The sequence below is a fragment of the Leptospira brenneri genome, assembly GCF_002812125.1.
Classification (GTDB): Bacteria; Spirochaetota; Leptospiria; order Leptospirales; family Leptospiraceae; genus Leptospira_A; species Leptospira_A brenneri.
Map to the genome: position 1 here is coordinate 91,801 of NZ_NPDQ01000006.1, position 18,653 is coordinate 110,453.

The window sequence follows — 18,653 nt, forward strand, 5'->3', positions numbered from 1 at the left end:
GAATGGATTCGGCAAATTCAAAACTACTCTCTCCCTGGGCTAAAAAATCCTTAACCTTCTTCCTTTGGATGTCCCCCCTGTTTTCTCTTGGGCCTTTTTTGGCCCTAGGTGTCCTATTTGCTTTCCCAAATGAGTTTCGCCTTCGCCTTCGGGCCTTAGCAGTGATTGCTGTTTATATCCTTTCTTGGGTTGTTTTTTATCCCATCGAACTTGTGCACAGGTCAGGGTTGGAATGGGAGGTCGTGATCAACGAATTCCTCTCAAAAGAATCCAGAAGTTTTCAGTTAAAGTTTGGATTTGTTGTGGTTTGTTTTCTTTTACTCCTTGTTAATTTTTTTCATAGCAGAAAGAGAAATAGAAAAAGAGAATCCATCCGAACCGCTAAATTGCAGACAGAACATCCTCATGCCACGATCCGCACGGAGATGCGCATTCGTGATGCCAAGTTTGATACTTTATTATTGATTCTTTTTCTGGCGCTACTTCTCAATTTTGGATTTCAATACATCTCAGAAAAATTACATCCCAACAAATCTCTTTCGCCACTGGCACCCCTTGCGGATGTATACCAATTTGTTTTTAATTATTCCATTTCTCTTTGTATTTTGTTATTTAGTTTCAACCGAAATAAAATCCCTTCTCTCATTGCAGAACCTTATTTGCGTTATATGGAAGGAATTCGCATTCGGGAACGATGGAAGGCCGCAGTAGTTTCCCAGTCCAGATTCCCTTTTCGGCTAGAACTCATTGTCAAAGAAAAAGCAAAATTCCGAGATCGTATTCTTCCAGGTTTTGGGCATATTTTTGTTTATGAGTACTGGCGTGGGTTTCCCATCTTATTTTTAACTTTGTTATTATTTTTATTTTCTGCTGTTTGGGTTTTTTCGTATTTAAGTCCTATCTTCGGGATTCAATTTTTAGCAGGATTTGGTTTGAAACCAGGTGTTCCTGATAAAGACTTTTTTATTTCATCACAAAATATTGCTTATGCGGTATTTTCTGTTTTAGCCCTTGTTGGAATTTATTTTTATTCCTCTTACCTATTGGAAAAATCTTTTAGTTTAGAAAACTTAGGTGTTAAGGAAGATAAGGTAGGTGAGTCGGAACCTTTTTTCAAACCTGGGTTACGGAAAGGATTTCGAAATGTTTTACCTCTTTCTTTACTCTTTCATTTGATTTTGATTTCTCTTGTATTTTTGATTCCGATCACCCTCCAACGTGGTAAGAAGAAAGAACAATCCGCACAAAAAAATGATCACTTTCGTCCAGAAAAAATGGAGTTCTACTTTATTGATCCCAATGTCCCTGATGATACAAAAGGGCTGAATGGCGGAGTGGTCACAGGAAATGAAACAGAAAACAAGGAGAAGGGTGAAAAGATCTCCAACGAAAAAGTAGCGGATAATGGCCCGGTGAAGGGTTATATCAAAAAGATTCGCGGAAAAAAAGTCCCACCAACTTACTCAAACTATATCTCCGCAAAAATGCGAATCCCTGAAAGTTATATGGATTATTGGGCCAAAGCACCACACCCTTATTCTTCTGTTGTCGCCTATACCATTACTCAGGATGGAGATGTGATTGATGTAGAACTTGTGGAAGGATCGGATTATCCTGATCAAGATTTAAGAACCTTACAACTAGTGGAAAGTTTAGGTCCGCTCATGCCTCCACCAGGAACTAAAAACGACATTAGAGTCACAGAACTTTTTTGGAATGGGCCGATTGATCCTGAATTTGTTCCGACTCCACTCCAAAAAGAAATGATCAACCTATTTGACGGCCGTTATATGGAAGAGTTACCAGAATGAAAGAAGTTGGTTATTTTGATTATTTGATTGGTGCATTTACTGTTCTTCCTTGGGCCATTGTCATTTGGAAAGCTTATAAACCTAAAAAAGGTTGGCAGGAAGTAGTAGGAGTCCTCTTGGCTTTGTTTTTCGGTTGGCTATCAACGGATCTAATCCTAAGACTTCATCCTATCCTTTGGCCAGAAGCAGATTTCACTCCCAAGAAAAAAGTAAGTATGCTCACACAAACGGCTCACTTAGCTTTTATCCAAGCAGGGATCACAGAAGAGACATTCAAAGTATTCTTTATTATGATTTTATCTTTTTTTCTTGGTTATGATAAAAAAAACAAAACCTTTTCCCCTAACGTAGTTTTGTTTGGAGCTTTCGTTGCCATGGGATTTTCTTTTATTGAAAACACTCATTACATCGCAAGGGAACCAGAGGAAAAGAAGTTAGATCTTTTTTTTGCTAGAACCATACATTCTTCTAACATTCATTTACTCATTAATCTTTGTTTTACATTCTTTCTTTTGAAAAGTAATGAAAGATTGGAACCTGCGAGCAAAAGGTTGTATATCATATTTGGATTTATTTTGGCCGTGATGCAACATGGGGTTGTTGATTTTCTTTTGATTCCTGGTTCTCTCATTGGACTTTGGATCGCCACATCTTTGTTTGTGGGGATTTGGGTTTGGGTTGTGAATGATTGGAGAGAGTTTGTTGTGGATACAAAAGGAGATAACGAAAGTATCACAAGTTTTGGAGAAGTTAAAAAAACAGGTGAGATTGAATCTTCTACTTTGTAGATAAAAAAACGCGAATCCCTGCTTCTGAATATTCTTCCCAATCCATTTGGTAGGTTCTAATTTTTGGAATTTCCGGATGGTTCCAAATCTCTGCCCAGAATTTAGGAACTACTTCTTCCGGAGCCCCTGGTTGGATATGGAAATAACGGCCGTTTTGTGTTTCAATATGGACTAGTTCCATACCAGGCAGTAATTTCGTTTTCGGATCCACCGCATAACCTAACAAAAAATCATAAGCTCCCGTTTCATCAGAGGCATAATTAAAATACACAGCAAATAGTGGATCGAATTTTCGAAGTAACTCCATTTGTTTGGGAATGTCTTCTTTGTAAAACCGAGAGTAGATTTTGGGAATGTGAATGTCAGCATCCCCAGGAGCATTGGAGGTTCGGATACGAAGTCCCATCACCGAGAAACTAGCTGTTTTTACCAATGGTTCCGTCACTTCAGACATAGAGAAAAAGTTTCAGTTTGCCAAAAAAACGCAACCTTTTCTTACAGAATGGTTTGACTGACCGTGCTCCTCTGTACATTTGGTAAATACTCCTGGTGATTATGGAGAGAAGGTAATACCCGTTCCCATTCCGAACACGGAAGTCAAGCTTCTCATCGCCGATGGTACTATTGGGTTCGCTCAATGGGAGAGTAGGACATTGCCGGGTTAGCACTAATAACTCAAAAGAAAAAGCCAACCGAAAGGTTGGCTTTTTTTATGTACAAACCAAATCCCCATTTGAGCGAACGCAATAGTACCGCCAGTAACCATCTGTTCGCGAAATGATAGACTTGCGACCCATAGGGAGCAAGGCTCGGACACTCGCCCGCGGAGCGGAAAAGCGAGTGGGGGTGGAAGTAGGACATTGCCTCTTTTAGTCATTATCGTTTGATAGAGCGGTCACGAAAGTGATCGCTTTTTTTATTTTTGGACGCTCTGTTTTTGCCGGCTAATGTCCGCGACTTTTGGCTACGCTTCGCTGCTCCGCCCGCCAAAGTCGCCTGCTCGTTCCCTATGGGTCACTGCGCAGGATTGCGGGTTAGGATCTTTTCCTTTACTACCAACATTTCATTTTCACGAACGAATTAGGGCAAGGTGTCTTGCTCGAATTATTCCGGTAGGATTTACCGGGTTAAGATTGATCTGTCATTGGAAAGCTAACGGTGATCTTGGCTTTTTTTGTGTACGAACGAAAATCGCATTGGGTGATTGTTTTTGATTTCCGCGGTTTTATGGTTCCCCCATCTCGACGGATGAACTGACGGTTGCTTTGAATAATTGGATTACATCCATTCCTTTGGGGAGAACGAGGTGACCATCGATGGCAAGGGAAGCAATTCCATGTACGGTGGCCCAAGCACCAAGGGCTCTTGCATGAGCTAACTTTTTACTCACACCTTCCCCTGTAAATGCGGCATAGAGCAAACGAAAGGGACGTTGGGAACTGATTCGGATTTCTCGTTCTGGAGGTTCTTTGTCCGAATTTTTTTCTGGTTCAATCTGGTTCATCATTAGGCGGTAGAGGTTGGGATGTTTCAATGCAAACTGAATGTATTCCACACCATACTGGTAAGCTAACAACCGCCCCATTGTCTTAGGACTTTCTTTTTGAACTTTGACCATATTCATAGCGAGCTCATCATATCCAGAAGCAGCCACCGCTTGGAGTAATTCTTGTTTCCCTTTGAAATGTGCATACGGAGCCATATGAGTGACACCGATAGCAGAGGCAATGGATCGAAGGGAAAGGGAATCAATTCCTTGTTTTTCTAGTAAACTGCGGGCGGCTGAAACGAGGGTGGGGCGCAGGTCTCCATGATGGTAGGTGCTGGATTGTTTCTCCTGGATCGGTTTCTTCGAGGCCATTACAACCTATAAGACCTGCATACCAGTATGGTAAAGTCTTTTCAGATGGGATTTTGGAAGGGTTCGGGTCAAACTTTGCTCAGGGATTGAAAATGACAATTTCCCAAAAGAGGTCAAAAAATGATTGCAATCTTTACATTGTAAAGATTGGGTGTTCCTGAAAGGGTTACCCCTTTGGGAGAACATAATGGCTCACTACGATACAGTTGTCATTGGCGCTGGTAACGCTGGTTTGATGGCGGCCACCCGGCTCCAAAGGGAAGGTGCAAAAACTTTGTTATTGGAAAGGCATAATGTTCCTGGTGGCTGTGCCACATCTTTTGTTCGAGGAGATTTTGAATTTGAAGTGGCTCTTCATCAACTGAGCGGTGTTGGCACTGAATCCAATCCTTTCATTATGCGTCGGGTCTTCGAAGAACTTGGTGTTTTAGATAAAATTGAACTTGTTCAGGAAAAAGAACTTTATCGGATTATTATGCCTGGACGATTGGATGTTACCTTACCTGCTGATTGGCAGGAACTAAAACAACACTTAAAAAATCTTTTCTCTGAAGAAGAAGATTCTATTGAACGTTTTTTTGCCTTAAGTGAAGCAGTGGTCAACGAGTATTATTTTATTCTACCTCGTGTCCGTCTTTCTGGAGATGAAGAAAAGGTAAGGGTGAAATGTCCCAATTTTACGGCTTACGGCCTTCGTTCTACCACCGATGTGTTAAATGAATTTTTTTCGAATGAGGATTTGATTAATGTGATCACACCTTATTGGAGTTATGTTGGAATTCCAACAACGGATTTGGTTTTTGCCGAATTTATCGGTATGCTTTATTTCTATTGTGTTTATAAACCCTGGCATATCAAAGGTGGATCGCAAATGCTTTCCAGTTCACTTCTTGAATCATTTGAAGAAGCTGGCGGAGAAGTTCGTTTTCATTGTGCAGCAGAAAAAATTTTGACTGAGAATGGTGCTGTGTGGGGAGTTCGTCTTGAAACGGGTGAAACTGTAACTTGCGACGCGGTGGTTTCGAATGCAAGTCCCTTACTTACCTATCATGAGATGCTTGATCTAGAAACTCCTCCTCCATCTGTATTAAAAGATTTTCAGTCTAGACGAATGGGTGTTTCCGCTGTTTGCCTTTATCTTGGTTTGGACTCTACACCAGAAGAATTGGGATTCACAACAGCTTCTACTTTTGTGATGACAACTTCCAATGCAGAAGTAACGGAAGATCGTATGTATTCTTTAGAGGCACCTGACTGGGGAATGGTTACTTGTTATAATTTCATTGATCAGGAACTGGCTCCTAAAGGGAAAGCTGTGGTTACTTTAGTTGCATTACAATATGGAGAGGCATGGAAGGATATTTCTCCTGTAAAATATTTTTCCACAAAATATTCGTTTGGTGAAAAATTGATCGATCTTGTGGAACAAGCCTATCCAAAAATTAGAGATCATATTGAAAAGGCGGAAGTGGCAACCCCCATGACTATGATGCGATATTTGAATACACCCGGAGGTGCCATTTATGGATTCAAACAGACCTTACAAGATGGTCATCTATTTCGGGATTCTTTGGATGCCATTGATGGTCTTTACTCAGCAAGTAGTTGGACCAGTATGGGTGGATTCCAACCAACTTATTTGAATGGATACAATACAGCGCGGAAAATCCTAAAACGTTCAAACATCCGACGTAAATCACAGAAATCTTCTCATACAAAATAAGAGAACCATTACCTAGTAATATTACGAATTGCAGACTGCAAAGGAACTAATATATGTTAGATAACAATCAAAAATTAGAAACAAATATTTTGAACTCTGTGGAAGGGTTTCGAGAAGCTATTATCAAAAAAGAAGAACTGGAAAGAGAAGGTTCCAACTTTGAAAACCAAAAAGGACTTGTTCGTCAGACTATAAATCGTCTGCATCCGAAACGATTGAAACTACGTTTAGAAAATATCCGAATAGATACACCATCAACAAAAACTTTAAGGTTCGTTTCCGTTGATGGAAAAAACTTACCTCCATTCCAATCGGGTCAGTATATCAATCTATTTGTATCTCTTTCTGGAGTTTTCACTGCCAGACCTTATTCTATCTCATCTCCTCCAACAAACTTAAGTTCTTATGAGTTGACGATCAAACGAGCTGAAGGTGGATTTGTAAGTCCTTACTTACTAGATGATGTAGCGATTGGACAAGTATTTGAAAGTACAGGACCTATGGGTTCTTTCCATCACAATCCGCTTTTCCATGGTAGAGATTTGGTTTTTCTTGCGGGAGGTTCTGGCATTGCCCCTGCGATGAGTATGCTAAAATCATTTTTAACATCCTCTGAGTCATTTAGATTCCACATCATTTATTCTAATAGTTTCGAAAATGATGTAATTTTTATTGATGAACTTCGGAGTTTGGTCGCCGGTCATCAAAATTTTATTTTGTCAGAATTTCTTTCTCGAGAAGTAGGTCCTGATTACAAAGGATTCAGAGGTCGGTTGAATCTTTCTACACTCAAGACCTTACTTTCTGATGCACCGTCTAAGATGTATTATGTTTGTGGTCCCACACCTTTTAACGACCATTGTGCCTCTTTACTTTCTGAACTAGGTGTTAAATCTGGACGTATTCTGATCGAAAGTAATGGGCCACCCAAGATGCCAGAAAAAATGCAGGGTTGGCCAAGTTCACTTCATCCTGAGAAAGAAGTGAACATCAAAGTTGGAAATGAAAAACCTTTCCCTGCAAAAGTTGGGGAACCACTTTTAAATAGTTTAGAACGAAATGGATATTTTACAGAGAATGCATGTCGTTCGGGTGAGTGTAGTCTTTGTCGGGTAAAATTAAAGTCTGGTGAAGTGTTTAGTCCTCCAGAGGCAAAGATTCGGAAGTCTGATAAAAAATTTGGTTGGATCCATTCCTGCGTTGCTTTTCCGACCACAGATTTGGAGATTCAATTATAAGGATAGAAAGAGGAACGGAATTAAAGAGTATTAGTATATAAAGCTAATTTTCTATCAAAGATGTTCAAAAAGGACTTTAATCGGAAGTAAGTTACTTCAATTTGACGAGAGTTCTTAATTGGAAGGGCTTTATTTTGTGATACGTTTCATATCTATTTTTTTCTTTTTAGTATGTTTTGGGTCTATTCATTCGGAAGAAACAAAAACCGAATCTGTTGAGAGTGAAACAGAGAAAGGATCTTATAAATACATTTCTATCAATCCAGGGGTGACCTTGGAAAGTGTGGCTTTGTCTATACAAGGAAGAAATCGCGATGCAATGATGGTTCAAGATGATCCAGGTCGCGTGTCTTGGTTATTAGATGTTAAATCACCGGAAATTCAATTCTCAAAGTATTTTGGGATGAATTTACTACTACATAATTCCAGTTTTTACTTAAATCGGCAGTCTATTCCCAAAGTGTTTTCGAGAAACTCATCCCCAGAGGTTTCTTCCTCAGAGTCGGAATCCGGCTCTTCCAACTCAAACAGTAATTCTTTAAAACCAAATCGAACGAAAGTCACCGAAGATATCGATACGAGTGTCGAAGGAACATATTCAATGTTAGTTCCAATTTTTTATATTGGTAATCCAGACACTTTCCGTTTTGGAATTGGTTTTGGACCCGCACATGTTAAGTTAAAAGGGAATGTTGATTTTAAGGATTCTGCATCGAACTTATTAATTGCTTATGCAGGATCCAATCGTGATGCTTTTCTGAACAATTTACGAGGATTCCAATTTGTTTCAGGAAATATTAATCCAGAAACAGATCCAACTCTTACTTATCTCATTGCTAATCTTTCTACTGGAAACAATTTAGAGATGGTTGGATATTATTTAGCAAGCCAAGGATTACTTCGCCCTGATGCGACTGCAGTTACTGCATATCTGAGTGGAAGATTTAATGCAGTGGAATCACTTGCCATTAGTAGCCTTATGAGAAATCAAGTGAGCGTAAATTCAGTTGCTAGGTTTGCTTTTATGATGTATTTGGAATCACCACCATTTTTAGGAATGCGGGGTAGAGTTTCCTTTGGCGGTCCCATTGTGAAAGAAAACGGATATACTTATGAATTGCGTACGTTCCATTTTGCTCTTTATATGCCCATAGAATTTTAAGGTATCATCTACAGCCATCTGTCGGTCATTGTAGTTTTGATGATTTCTTGTATTGTATTTAGTTTATAAGATTCATATTTTATTACTAGTATCTATATTCTTTGAGTTACTTTCAGGGATTTGGACATATATTGTTTTAAAAAAGAACAATTAGTAGAAAAATTTTTCTTGAGTCAGTCCCCTTTTAGTTGTTATTGACTGATAGAGGTAATGCAACTAATGAAACGTAGTCTCGTTTTTTTTCTGATGGTCATATCTTTATTTACTGGGTCTTTGTTTGCACAAGGCAAGGTGGAAGGAAATACAGTTCGACTCAAAGGTGCTTTGTTTTTTGGTAGCCTTCGTCCAGACTTCGAAAAGAGAAATTTTTACAATGATATTGTTGGTTTGGAATACAACCAAGATTGGCAAAACAATCGTGGGATGACAATCATCAACGATTTAGGTTTTGATTATTTTCATTCTTTGAATGCTGGGGTTTTGAGTAATGTTTTTATGGGTCTCCACATCAATCGTTTTGGTCGTGGATATGAGTGGAATTCTTATTATGCAAGTGGACTTGGTATTAAAGAAGCAGACTATCGTTTGGTATATTCTGATATCAACCTTGGAGTCACAATCACTCCGGTTTCTAATTTCAGAATTTTGCCAAAGTATGTTCTTCGTAGCATTGGCCAATCCTTGGAAGGAAGTTACCTAGGACTTGGTGCACCAAGTTATTATGGACAAGATACAAAAACAGCAACAGGAACCTCTGGGTTACTCGGAGTTGGATTTGAATTTGATTTAAATGATCGCGCCACTCTTTTTGCAGATCTACTTCTTTTTGGGCCATTCCTTCTCAATTCTTCTGGTACATACAATTCCGAACAGTTTAGAATTTATAACGGTGGTGCTATGTTAAACTACTCTAGCGGTGGTTATACGTTCTATTCCGAAAAATTTAGTTTTGGAGCAAGTATCGTTGTTGTGCCAAAACTTCGTTTGTTTGCAAGTTTTGAAAGCGAACGAATGACTGCAAAAGCCAGAAGTCCCATTGCTGTGAGTGTTAGTGATAACGGTCTCTACCAAGTAGGAACTTTAATGGAGTTTGTATCTGCAACAGCAGAACACAATATCCTCGTTTCTGGTTTAAAATTTGGAGTCACTTACGATCTAAATTTGTAATTTTTCTTCTAAATAGACTTGCAAATCCGGTGCACCTGGAAGTAATGGTAAATACTCCTGGTGATTATGGAGAGAAGGTAATACCCGTTCCCATTCCGAACACGGAAGTCAAGCTTCTCATCGCCGATGGTACTATTGGGTTCGCTCAATGGGAGAGTAGGACATTGCCGGGTTAGCACTCATAACTCAAAAGAAAAAGCCAACGGAGACGTTGGCTTTTTTTGTGTACAAATAAAAACCCCCCACTTGAGCGAACCCAATAGTAAATAGTAACCAATTGTTCGCGAAATGACAGACTTGCGACCCATAGGGAGCAAGGCTCGGACACTCGCCCGCGGAGCGGAAAAGCGAGTGGGGGTGGAAGTAGGACATTGCCGGGTTAGTCATTATAGATTGTGAGGGCGTTCATGGAAGTGAGCGCCTTTTTTGTTTGCGGGGCGTTGTTTGGTCCGGCTAATGTCCGCGACTTTTGGCTACGCTTCGCTGCTCCGCCCGCCAAAGTCGCCTGCTCGCTCCCTATGGGTCGCTGTGCAGGATTGCGGGTTAGGATCTTTTCCTTCGCTACCAACATTTCATTTTCACATACGAATTAGAACAAGTTGTGCTGCTCGAATTATTCCAGCAGGATTATTGGGTTAAGATTGATCTGTCATGGAAAAGCTAACGGTGATCTTGGCTTTTTTTGTGTACAAATAAAATTGTGAACTCAATAGTATGGCTAGTAACCAGTTATTTGCGAAATGGGTGAGAAAAAGTATTGGATCGGTTGATCATTTCGTCTAAGATTTGGTTAAGGGATTAGGAATGAAGGCTTATCGAAAAACAATTGGTTTTTTATCATTGGCTTTGGTCTTTTCTCTATTTGTGACTACAGTTTGTTCTGTTGGCTTTCTCTCTTGTCCAAAAGTAGTTTCGAGCGAGAAAGAAATTAGTTCGAATGATTCCGAATCCTTTCCCTGCCATGAATCTGCAACCGAAGAGCCTGAATGCCAATGTTCTGAATTAGGGTTAGAAAAAAACTTAGATATTTTTTCTTCGACTGTATCGACGACTCCCCAAAAAAGCGATTTGCTCTTTTATCTTTCCTTTCTTTCTCCCGCTTTTCCATCTCCTGTTTATGAGAAAAACCAAGTTTCTTACTATAAAGATACTAGCGAAATATACTCTGACTCCATCCGCCTTTTGATTTAAACTCCTTTTCGTTTTTATCTACGAATAGGAGTTTTTATGTATTTAAAATTAAAGCATTTTAGTAATCAATTATATATTTATATATTAATCATTGTTTTGTCCGTTCTACCACAAGCCTTAGTTGCGGAAGATGACAATAAGCCTGTAGAATCTAAAATTAGATTGTTACTCGGATCTCATCCGGAGTTACTCGTAAAATTTTTAGAGTCTAGAGAAAAAAGACACCGTTCCGAACACGCAGATGTGTATCCAGATCCAAAAATTGGGTTTGCTTATAGGTCGTATCCCTACCGAGGAGATATCTCAAGGGATCGGAGTAGGCCCGACACACCGGGGATGACCGGAAATGAATATTCTTTTTCTCAAGAGATTCCCTTCCCTGGCAAACTGGATCTGGAAAAACAAATCATTCAAAAAGATTCTGAGTTGGATCACTTCAATGCAGAGTGGATTCAAAATCAATTCATTCGAAATTACTTTGAAACCATATTGATTCGATCTGCTTTGTTAAGAGAAATCGCGGACCTGGAGTCACTGGGAAAAAGTATAACAACGGGAACTCGATTGGAATCGAACCAGTATTCTGCAGGTAAAACAAATATTTCGGGAACACTTCGGATTTTAAATCTAAAGGAAAAAATAAAAGACCGGTTGCTCCTACGTAATACTCAGTTATCCGAGTTAATTTCAAAAACATCTTATTTTTCTTTAGATCAATCTTCTTATTTGATTTCAGAGGAAGAGATACTGAAATACTTAAGCCAAAAAGAAAATGGGCTAACGAAAGACTATTCTGAAATGGATATAACAAATTCACCTTACTTACGATATGCGGAAGTAAATGTCGAGAAAGCCGAGGTAGAAGCCAAAAAAGAAAAAATCCTTCATTATCCAGAAACTGAATTGTTTATCAGCTATATGCAAAGGAGAAAGAAACCTTTTTTATTGGATAGTGGTCCTCTGAGTTATTCGATTATGGATAATCCTGAATTCTCTGGGGATCTCTGGAGTGCAGGAATCACTTTACGAATTCCTGTTTGGTCACTTGCGAAGGCGGGGGAGCTGGATCGTTCAAACGTAATTAAAGTGAACCGCATGCAGTTGGAAAAAACGAAACAAAAATATTTTTTAGAAACGGAATTAAAAACTTCGGTGCAGGCTTGGATGGGAAATAAAGAGAGATCTGAAAATTTTCAAAATTCTGTACTCCCCACTTACAAAAAAAGTATCAGTAGTTCCACTCTTGCTTACGCGAGAGGTGACTTAAGTTTAACCGAGATCTATCAATTTTTAACAGAGTCTATGGAAGTAAAATCATCTTCTCATGAAGTGAGTTTGAATCGTTGGCTTTCGTTAATCAAAATTTTAGAAATTACAAACAATCTACTTCCAGAAAGGAATGATCATGAAAAATAAAATATTAAAATCTTTTTTGATTTTTGTAGTCCTATTTCTTTTTTCCTGTGGGGAAAAAGTTACAAGTGGTTCTGATATTTACACTTGTCCCATGCATCCACAAATTGAAATGGATCATGAAGGGGAATGTCCTATTTGCGGAATGACACTCGTAAAAAAGGAACCGGTTATTCATTCGGAACATAAAAAAAATGGAATGGAGGGAGGAAGTCAAAATCCGGATTCATTTTTTCTTTCAGAAGAAAAACAGAAGTTAATCGGGGTGGAAACCACTTTTGTGAAAAAAGGAGAGATCTTAAAAACTGTTTCCTTTAGTGGTAAGGTTGCCTATGATCCAGAACTCTATTCTACATATAACGAATATCGTGTGGTTACTGGTGGTAACGAATCGGAACGTATGATTCGGAAAAGTATCAAATCTAAATTAACGAAACTAGGAGTCAGTGAATCACAGTTATCCTACTTGAGCCATCAGTCGGAAAATTTACTTCTTACGGGGCGATCCAAAAATCTAGTTTTGGTTTTTGTGCAGGTATATGAAGGGGAACTCTCTGAAGTTAACAAGGGAACTAAGATGGAAGTGGTAGTGGATTCCATTCCGAACCTTACTTTCCCAGGGAAGGTGGTGGCTCTCGGAGATTTAGTGGATGAGACCACAAGAACACTTTCTGTTTGGTGTGAAGTGAATGATCCAGGAAATCGTTTGAAACCACAAATGTTCCTCCAGGCGAGTGCCAAAGTAGAGAAAAAAAATGTTCTGCGGATTCCGAGGGAGTCAGTGTTCCCGACTGGAAAAAGAGAAATCGTTTATGTTAAGGACTCAGAGAATCAGTTTATTCCCAGAAGTATCCATACCGGATTTGTTTCTACAGAATGGGTGGAGGTATTAGAAGGACTCGAAGAAGGAGAAGAGATCGTAGCAAAAGCAAATTTCCTTCTAGATTCAGAGGCAAAATTAAAGTTAGGTGGAATCCATGATACGCACAATCATTAAGTTTTCAGCAGAAAATAAATATTTAATTCTATTTCTAGCAGTCATTCTGTTATTTGTTTCTTACTTTTCTGTTAAGAATATTGCGATGGATGCTTTGCCTGATATGTCAGATACACAGGTGATCATTTATTCGAAATGGGATAGAAGTCCAGATATCATCGAAGACCAAGTCACTTATCCGATAGTCACCTCATTACTTGGTGCACCTAAAATCAAATCAGTAAGAGGGTTCTCTGATTTCGGATATTCTTTTGTCTATGTTATCTTTGAAGATGGAACAGACCTGTATTGGGCTCGGTCTCGTGTAAACGAATACTTATCCCAGTTACAAACCAACCTCCCAAAAGATGTCACTTTGAATTTAGGACCCGATGCTACTGGTGTTGGTTGGATTTTTCAATACATACTTGTGGATGAAACTGGGAAAATGGATTTATCGGAACTTAGGTCTTTACAAGATTTTAAGTTAAAGTATTTATTCACTTCTGTTCCAGGTGTTTCTGAAGTAGCAAGTTTAGGTGGATTTCGTAAACAATATCAGATACAAATTGATCCGTTAAAATTACAAATCTATGGGATCGATATGGATGTGGTGATTGACCGTGTCCGTGAATCCAATAACGAAGTGGGAGCTCGGCTTTTGGAAATTGGTGGGGCTGAGTTTATGATTCGTGTAAAAGGTTATGCGAAGTCAGTAGAAGATTTGGAAAGGATTTCTGTTGGATCTGATCGAAATGGAACCCCAATCTTTTTATACAATATTGCCAAGGTCATCACTGGTCCCAATCTAAGACGAGGGGTAGGTGATTATAATGGATTAGGTGACCGCGTTTCTGGAATTGTTGTTATGCGGCATGGAGAAAATGCCCTTCGTGTCATAGAGGATATCAAAACAAAAATAGAAACCATTCAATCTTCTTTGCCAGAAGGAGTTAAAATCATTCCTGTTTATGACCGTTCGATTCTCATCAATCAAACCATTCGACTTTTGAAAGAAAAACTTTTAGAAGAGATGGTGGTTGTTTCGATCATCATTTTGATTTTTCTTTGGCACATTCCTTCGGCCATTGTCCCCATTTTAACGATACCGATTGCTGTCCTTTTGTCCTTCATTCCTATGTATCTTGCTGATATTGGTTCCAACTTGATGTCACTTGCGGGGATTGCTTTGTCCATTGGAGTCCTTGTGGATGGAGCGATTGTGGAAGTTGAAAATGCATATAAAAAATTAGAAGAATGGGAATCGAAAGGGAGGATTGGGGACTTTCATGCGGTTCGGTTGGAAGCACTCATGGAAGTGGGGCCTTCCGTGTTTTATTCTCTACTCATCATTGCTGTGGCATTTTTACCCATCTTTACTTTAGTGGACCAAGAAGGACGATTGTTTCGGCCACTAGCTTTGTCTAAAAACCTAACCATGGCCATAGCGGCCATTCTTGCCATCACACTGGATCCCGCATTTCGAATGATGTTTACGAGAATGGACCCTATCGTGGAATTCACTCCTTCTGTGAATAAAATACTCACTAGTTTTTTTGTTGGGAAGTATCTACCGGAAGAGAAACATCCCATTAGCAAAAGGCTTTTTGCCATTTATGAACCTGTAGTGCATAAGGTATTAGAATTTCCTCGCCAAACAGTGATCATTGCTTTTGGACTCGTAATTTTAACGATGCCTGTATTTTTTAAAATTGGAACTGAGTTTTTACCACCGTTAAACGAAGGAAGTATCCTCTATATGCCCACAACTTTGCCAGGGATATCCATTGGTGAAGCAGAAAAGATTTTGAATCTTATGGATGCGAAACTAAAAAAGTTTCCAGAAGTGTCCTCTGTTTATGGTAAGGCGGGGCGAGCAGAATCTCCCACGGATCCTTCTCCTCTTTCGATGTTTGAAGTCATCATCAACTTAAAACCCGAATCAGAATGGCGAGAGGGAATGACAAAAGAAAAACTTTTAGAAGAAATGAATCTTTCTTTAGATTTCCCTGGGTTTACAAACGCATGGACCCAACCCATTCGAGCAAGGATTGATATGCTCTCCACAGGAATTCGAACTCCGATCGGAATCAAAGTACAGGGAGAAAATAGTGAAGAAATACAAAAAATTGGAATTGAGATTGAAGAGATTCTCAAAAACAAACCAGGGGTTCGATCCGTTTTTGCAGAAAGGACATCTAGTGGATATTATTTAGATATCAATATCAAGCGAGAGTTAGCTGCAAAGTATGGACTCACAGTAGAGGCAATTCAAAAGACAATTCTTTCTGCTCTCGGAGGAGAAACTATCTCCACATCGATAGAAAAAAGAGAAAGGTATTCTATCCAAATTAGATATCCAAGAGAGTATCGTGATAATTTAGAAAGGATTATGAGAGTGTTAATTCCGATCAGTGGAGGTGCGCATATTCCTCTCAGTTCTATCGCTTCTGTAGAATTTGTAACAGGAGCCGCGATGATTCGGGATGAAAATGGATTTCTAACAGGTTATGTGTATCTGGACACTTCTGAATCTGATCTACTTGGATTTGTTGCGAATATGAAAGAGATTGTGGAACTAAATGTAAAAATTCCCAAAGGAATTTTTTTAGAATGGAGTGGGCAGTATGAAAATATCATTCGCGTTAGAAACCGAATGATCATTGTTTTGCCAATCACACTTGTGCTGATCTCTCTTCTTCTTTACTGGAGTACGGGTTCCATTGTGAAAGCAATGATTGTCCTCACTGCGGTTCCTTTTTCGCTCATTGGTGCCATTTGGCTGATTTATATTTTAGGTTACCAAATTTCTGTGGCTGTTTGGGTGGGGATGATCGCTTTACTGGGACTTGATGCAGAAACCGGCGTGTTTATGTTGATGTATTTGGATTTGTCTTATGAAAAACATAAAAAAGAAAATGGGGAGATGAGTCTTCCTATTTTAAAACAAGCCATCATTGAAGGAGCCGTGCAGAGGATTCGACCGAAGATGATGACCGTGATGTCAGGGTTTATTGGACTACTCCCCATCATGTGGGCCACAGGTTCAGGCTCTGATCTGATGAAACGGATTGCAGCTCCCATGGTTGGTGGTCTTGGCACTAGTTTTGTTATGGAGCTTGTTGTCTATCCAGCTATCTATTTGTTATGGAAACAAAGAGAGATGGTTCAGAAATGAAGTAGATCCTAGTTTATGCTACATTTTGTATCTCTAAAGTTTCAGTAGAACCACGAATCTAGGATCGGAAAATCGTAGGTGCCCTGAATCGGGAACACTTACGACTTTTCCTTGGGACTTAGTTATCGCTTGCAGTTTTTTCGAAACTACTTTGAGATTGGAACACGATGGAAAATTTGATTCCTGGTGAAGTCTACTCTTCTCTCATCCTTCAGTATTTGTATGATGCGGTGATCGTAACAGATTTAGATTTTAAGATCACCAGTTGGAATTTGGCAGCAGAACGAATTTATGGATACACTGCTGAAGAAGTCATCGGACAGTCCACATTTAATCTTTTAAAAACCGAACAAAATAACAGTACAAGAGCAAGTCGTCTGGATGAACTTCAGACCAAAGGAATTTGGCAAGGGGAAGTATTTCAATATAACAAAGATTCAAAAAAACTGAAAATCCGTTCTGCAGCTAGTTTCTTAAAAGACAAAGAGGGAAATACGATTGGTCTTGTTGCCATCAATCGTGACATTACCGAAGAAAATGAAATCCAAGAAGAACTTGCTGATAGCGAAGAAAGATTTAGAACCAGTTTCGATAATGCAGGGATTGGAGTTTGTTTTTTAGATCTAAATGGGCGGTTTACTAAGGTTAATAAAAAACTAGAGTCTATGTTAGGTTATCCTGAGGCGGAACTCATCGGCAGGCAATCAAATGAGTTTTCACATGAAGAAGATAAACAACTTTTTGATACTTTTCGCACCTCCGCTTTAGATGGAGCTGAAGAAAGTATTATTTATGAAAAAAGATTTTATTCAAAAGATAAATCAATCCTTTGGGTGGAAATTTCAAATACCATAGTAAAAGATAGGGAAGGGAATCCTTCTTATTTTGTGGTTCATTTAAATAATATCACTGATAGAAAAAATGCTGAGTTCCATCTACTAAAAGCAAAAAAAGAAGCAGAACGGGCCAATGAGGCAAAGTCTGAGTTTGTTGCGAACATGAGCCATGAAATTAGAACTCCTCTCAATGGTGTGATTGGTTTTAATGAATTATTACTTACCACCGATTTAGATTCTGATCAAAAAGAATATGTAAAAAATGCAATCAGTAGTGCTCATGGACTTCTTGGTATCATCAATGATGTATTAGATATTTCGAAAATTGAAGCTGGTAAGTTAGTTTTAAACGAAGCTACTTCCAATTTGGATCAAATCATCAATGATTCGTTAGGTGTGCTTAAGTGGAAGGCTAACGAAAAAGGAATTTATTTGCGATTGGAGGAAGGTCCCAATGTTCCCGAAATTATTTATGTGGATGCAACTAGACTTCGGCAAATTCTAATCAACTTACTTGGGAATGCTGTTAAGTTCACCGAGGAAGGTGGAGTTGTGTTGAAGGTGGATGCTTCACCCGCCGCAGATCAAAAAACAAAATTAGAATTTACAATCACCGATACGGGGATTGGGATTCCGGAAAAACATAAATCACATTTGTTTCAGTCATTTTGGCAAGGGGAATCCAACTCTACAAGAAGGTATGGTGGGACTGGACTTGGACTTAGAATCACCAAGTCGCTATTAGATTTGATGCGTGGTGGAATTGAGGTTCATTCAGAAGTTGGACTGGGGACTGAGTTCCGATTTACCATTGAATGTAATTCTGTTGACCAAACTTTAAACCAAACCTCTACGGATTCCAATGACTACCAAAAGGAACTCATTGCACATTTTGACCAGTCAACTCTTCCCCATATCTCCCCATATATTTTGGTAGTGGAAGACAATGAGATGAATCGGAACCTACTCAAACGAATGATCCAAAAATACATTCCGAACGCTCATATTAAAGAAGCTGTAGATGGGTTGGAAGCTGTTCGTTTTTTTCATGAATCTACACCTGATCTTGTTTTTATGGATGTCCAGATGCCTAATATGGATGGACTGGAAGCCGCAACGGAGATTCGAAAACAAGAGGCAGGAAAAACTGTACCCATCGTTGCACTCACGGCAGGTGCTTTGTATGAAGAGCGTAAAAAATGTTTTGAGGTGGGAATGGATCAGTTTTTGACCAAACCGATCGATATTTTAGCGCTCAATCAAATTCTATTTCATTATTTGAACCAGTAAACTTTCGAATAGAGTAGCA

The 18,653-nt window shown here is 39.1% G+C and carries 13 protein-coding genes and 2 rRNA genes; 13 read left to right on the top strand and 2 right to left on the bottom strand.

Going from position 1 to position 18,653, the window contains the following annotated elements; translation table 11 throughout:
• Positions 1 to 2 precede the first annotated feature (2 nt).
• Entirely contained in the window at positions 3 to 1,811 is a 1,809-nt protein-coding gene (locus CH361_RS13585) for an energy transducer TonB (protein WP_100791362.1), read from the top strand.
• Positions 1,808 to 2,599, top strand: coding sequence for a PrsW family glutamic-type intramembrane protease (locus CH361_RS13590; RefSeq protein ID WP_100791363.1), 792 nt, complete (start codon positions 1,808 to 1,810; stop codon positions 2,597 to 2,599). The genes CH361_RS13585 and CH361_RS13590 overlap by 4 nt, the downstream gene beginning before the upstream one ends.
• Here CH361_RS13590 and CH361_RS13595 read toward each other — a convergent pair.
• Positions 2,589 to 3,053, bottom strand: coding sequence for a GyrI-like domain-containing protein (locus tag CH361_RS13595; RefSeq protein ID WP_100791364.1), 465 nt, complete (start codon positions 3,051 to 3,053; stop codon positions 2,589 to 2,591). The genes CH361_RS13590 and CH361_RS13595 overlap by 11 nt on opposite strands.
• A gap of 91 nt (positions 3,054 to 3,144) precedes the next feature.
• Between CH361_RS13595 and rrf (CH361_RS13600) the strand changes: the two genes are divergently transcribed.
• Positions 3,145 to 3,261 (top strand): 5S ribosomal RNA (gene rrf / locus CH361_RS13600).
• 563 nt (positions 3,262 to 3,824) lie between these two features.
• Here the strand turns inward: rrf (CH361_RS13600) and CH361_RS13605 are convergent.
• Positions 3,825 to 4,460 carry a TetR/AcrR family transcriptional regulator gene (locus CH361_RS13605; protein ID WP_100791365.1) on the bottom strand — a complete coding sequence of 212 codons (636 nt, stop codon included), beginning with the start codon at positions 4,458 to 4,460 and terminating at the stop codon, positions 3,825 to 3,827.
• A 187-nt stretch (positions 4,461 to 4,647) separates the two neighbouring features.
• On the opposite strand from CH361_RS13605, the gene CH361_RS13610 reads away from it, so the two are divergent.
• From CH361_RS13610 to CH361_RS13660, 10 genes are all read left to right on the top strand, one after another.
• The gene (locus tag CH361_RS13610) at positions 4,648 to 6,183 is read left to right on the top strand and encodes a phytoene desaturase family protein (RefSeq protein WP_100791366.1); all 1,536 of its coding nucleotides are present in this window, start codon (positions 4,648 to 4,650) and stop codon (positions 6,181 to 6,183) included.
• A 53-nt stretch (positions 6,184 to 6,236) separates the two neighbouring features.
• Positions 6,237 to 7,421, top strand: a complete 1,185-nt coding sequence (locus CH361_RS13615) for a 2Fe-2S iron-sulfur cluster-binding protein (RefSeq protein ID WP_100791367.1) — start codon at positions 6,237 to 6,239, stop codon at positions 7,419 to 7,421.
• Positions 7,422 to 7,557: 136 nt separating this feature from the next.
• The gene (locus CH361_RS13620; protein ID WP_100791527.1) at positions 7,558 to 8,583 is read left to right on the top strand and encodes a hypothetical protein; all 1,026 of its coding nucleotides are present in this window, start codon (positions 7,558 to 7,560) and stop codon (positions 8,581 to 8,583) included.
• Between the two features lie 219 nt (positions 8,584 to 8,802).
• Positions 8,803 to 9,750 (top strand): hypothetical protein, encoded by a 948-nt coding sequence (locus CH361_RS13625; protein WP_100791368.1) that lies wholly within the window; start codon positions 8,803 to 8,805, stop codon positions 9,748 to 9,750.
• Positions 9,751 to 9,806: 56 nt separating this feature from the next.
• A 5S ribosomal RNA gene (rrf, locus tag CH361_RS13630) occupies positions 9,807 to 9,923 on the top strand.
• A gap of 631 nt (positions 9,924 to 10,554) precedes the next feature.
• On the top strand, positions 10,555 to 10,941 hold the full coding sequence (locus tag CH361_RS13640) for a hypothetical protein (protein WP_100791370.1): 387 nt from the start codon (positions 10,555 to 10,557) through the stop codon (positions 10,939 to 10,941).
• A gap of 36 nt (positions 10,942 to 10,977) precedes the next feature.
• Positions 10,978 to 12,357: a TolC family protein gene (locus CH361_RS13645; RefSeq protein WP_100791371.1), complete on the top strand. Its 1,380-nt coding sequence runs from the start codon at positions 10,978 to 10,980 to the stop codon at positions 12,355 to 12,357.
• Positions 12,347 to 13,351 carry a heavy metal-binding domain-containing protein gene (locus tag CH361_RS13650; RefSeq protein ID WP_100791528.1) on the top strand — a complete coding sequence of 335 codons (1,005 nt, stop codon included), beginning with the start codon at positions 12,347 to 12,349 and terminating at the stop codon, positions 13,349 to 13,351. The genes CH361_RS13645 and CH361_RS13650 overlap by 11 nt, the downstream gene beginning before the upstream one ends.
• Positions 13,332 to 16,508, top strand: coding sequence for an efflux RND transporter permease subunit (locus CH361_RS13655; RefSeq protein WP_100791372.1), 3,177 nt, complete (start codon positions 13,332 to 13,334; stop codon positions 16,506 to 16,508). The genes CH361_RS13650 and CH361_RS13655 overlap by 20 nt, the downstream gene beginning before the upstream one ends.
• Positions 16,509 to 16,675: 167 nt before the next feature.
• On the top strand, positions 16,676 to 18,634 hold the full coding sequence (locus CH361_RS13660) for a PAS domain-containing hybrid sensor histidine kinase/response regulator (RefSeq protein ID WP_100791373.1): 1,959 nt from the start codon (positions 16,676 to 16,678) through the stop codon (positions 18,632 to 18,634).
• Positions 18,635 to 18,653 lie beyond the last annotated feature (19 nt).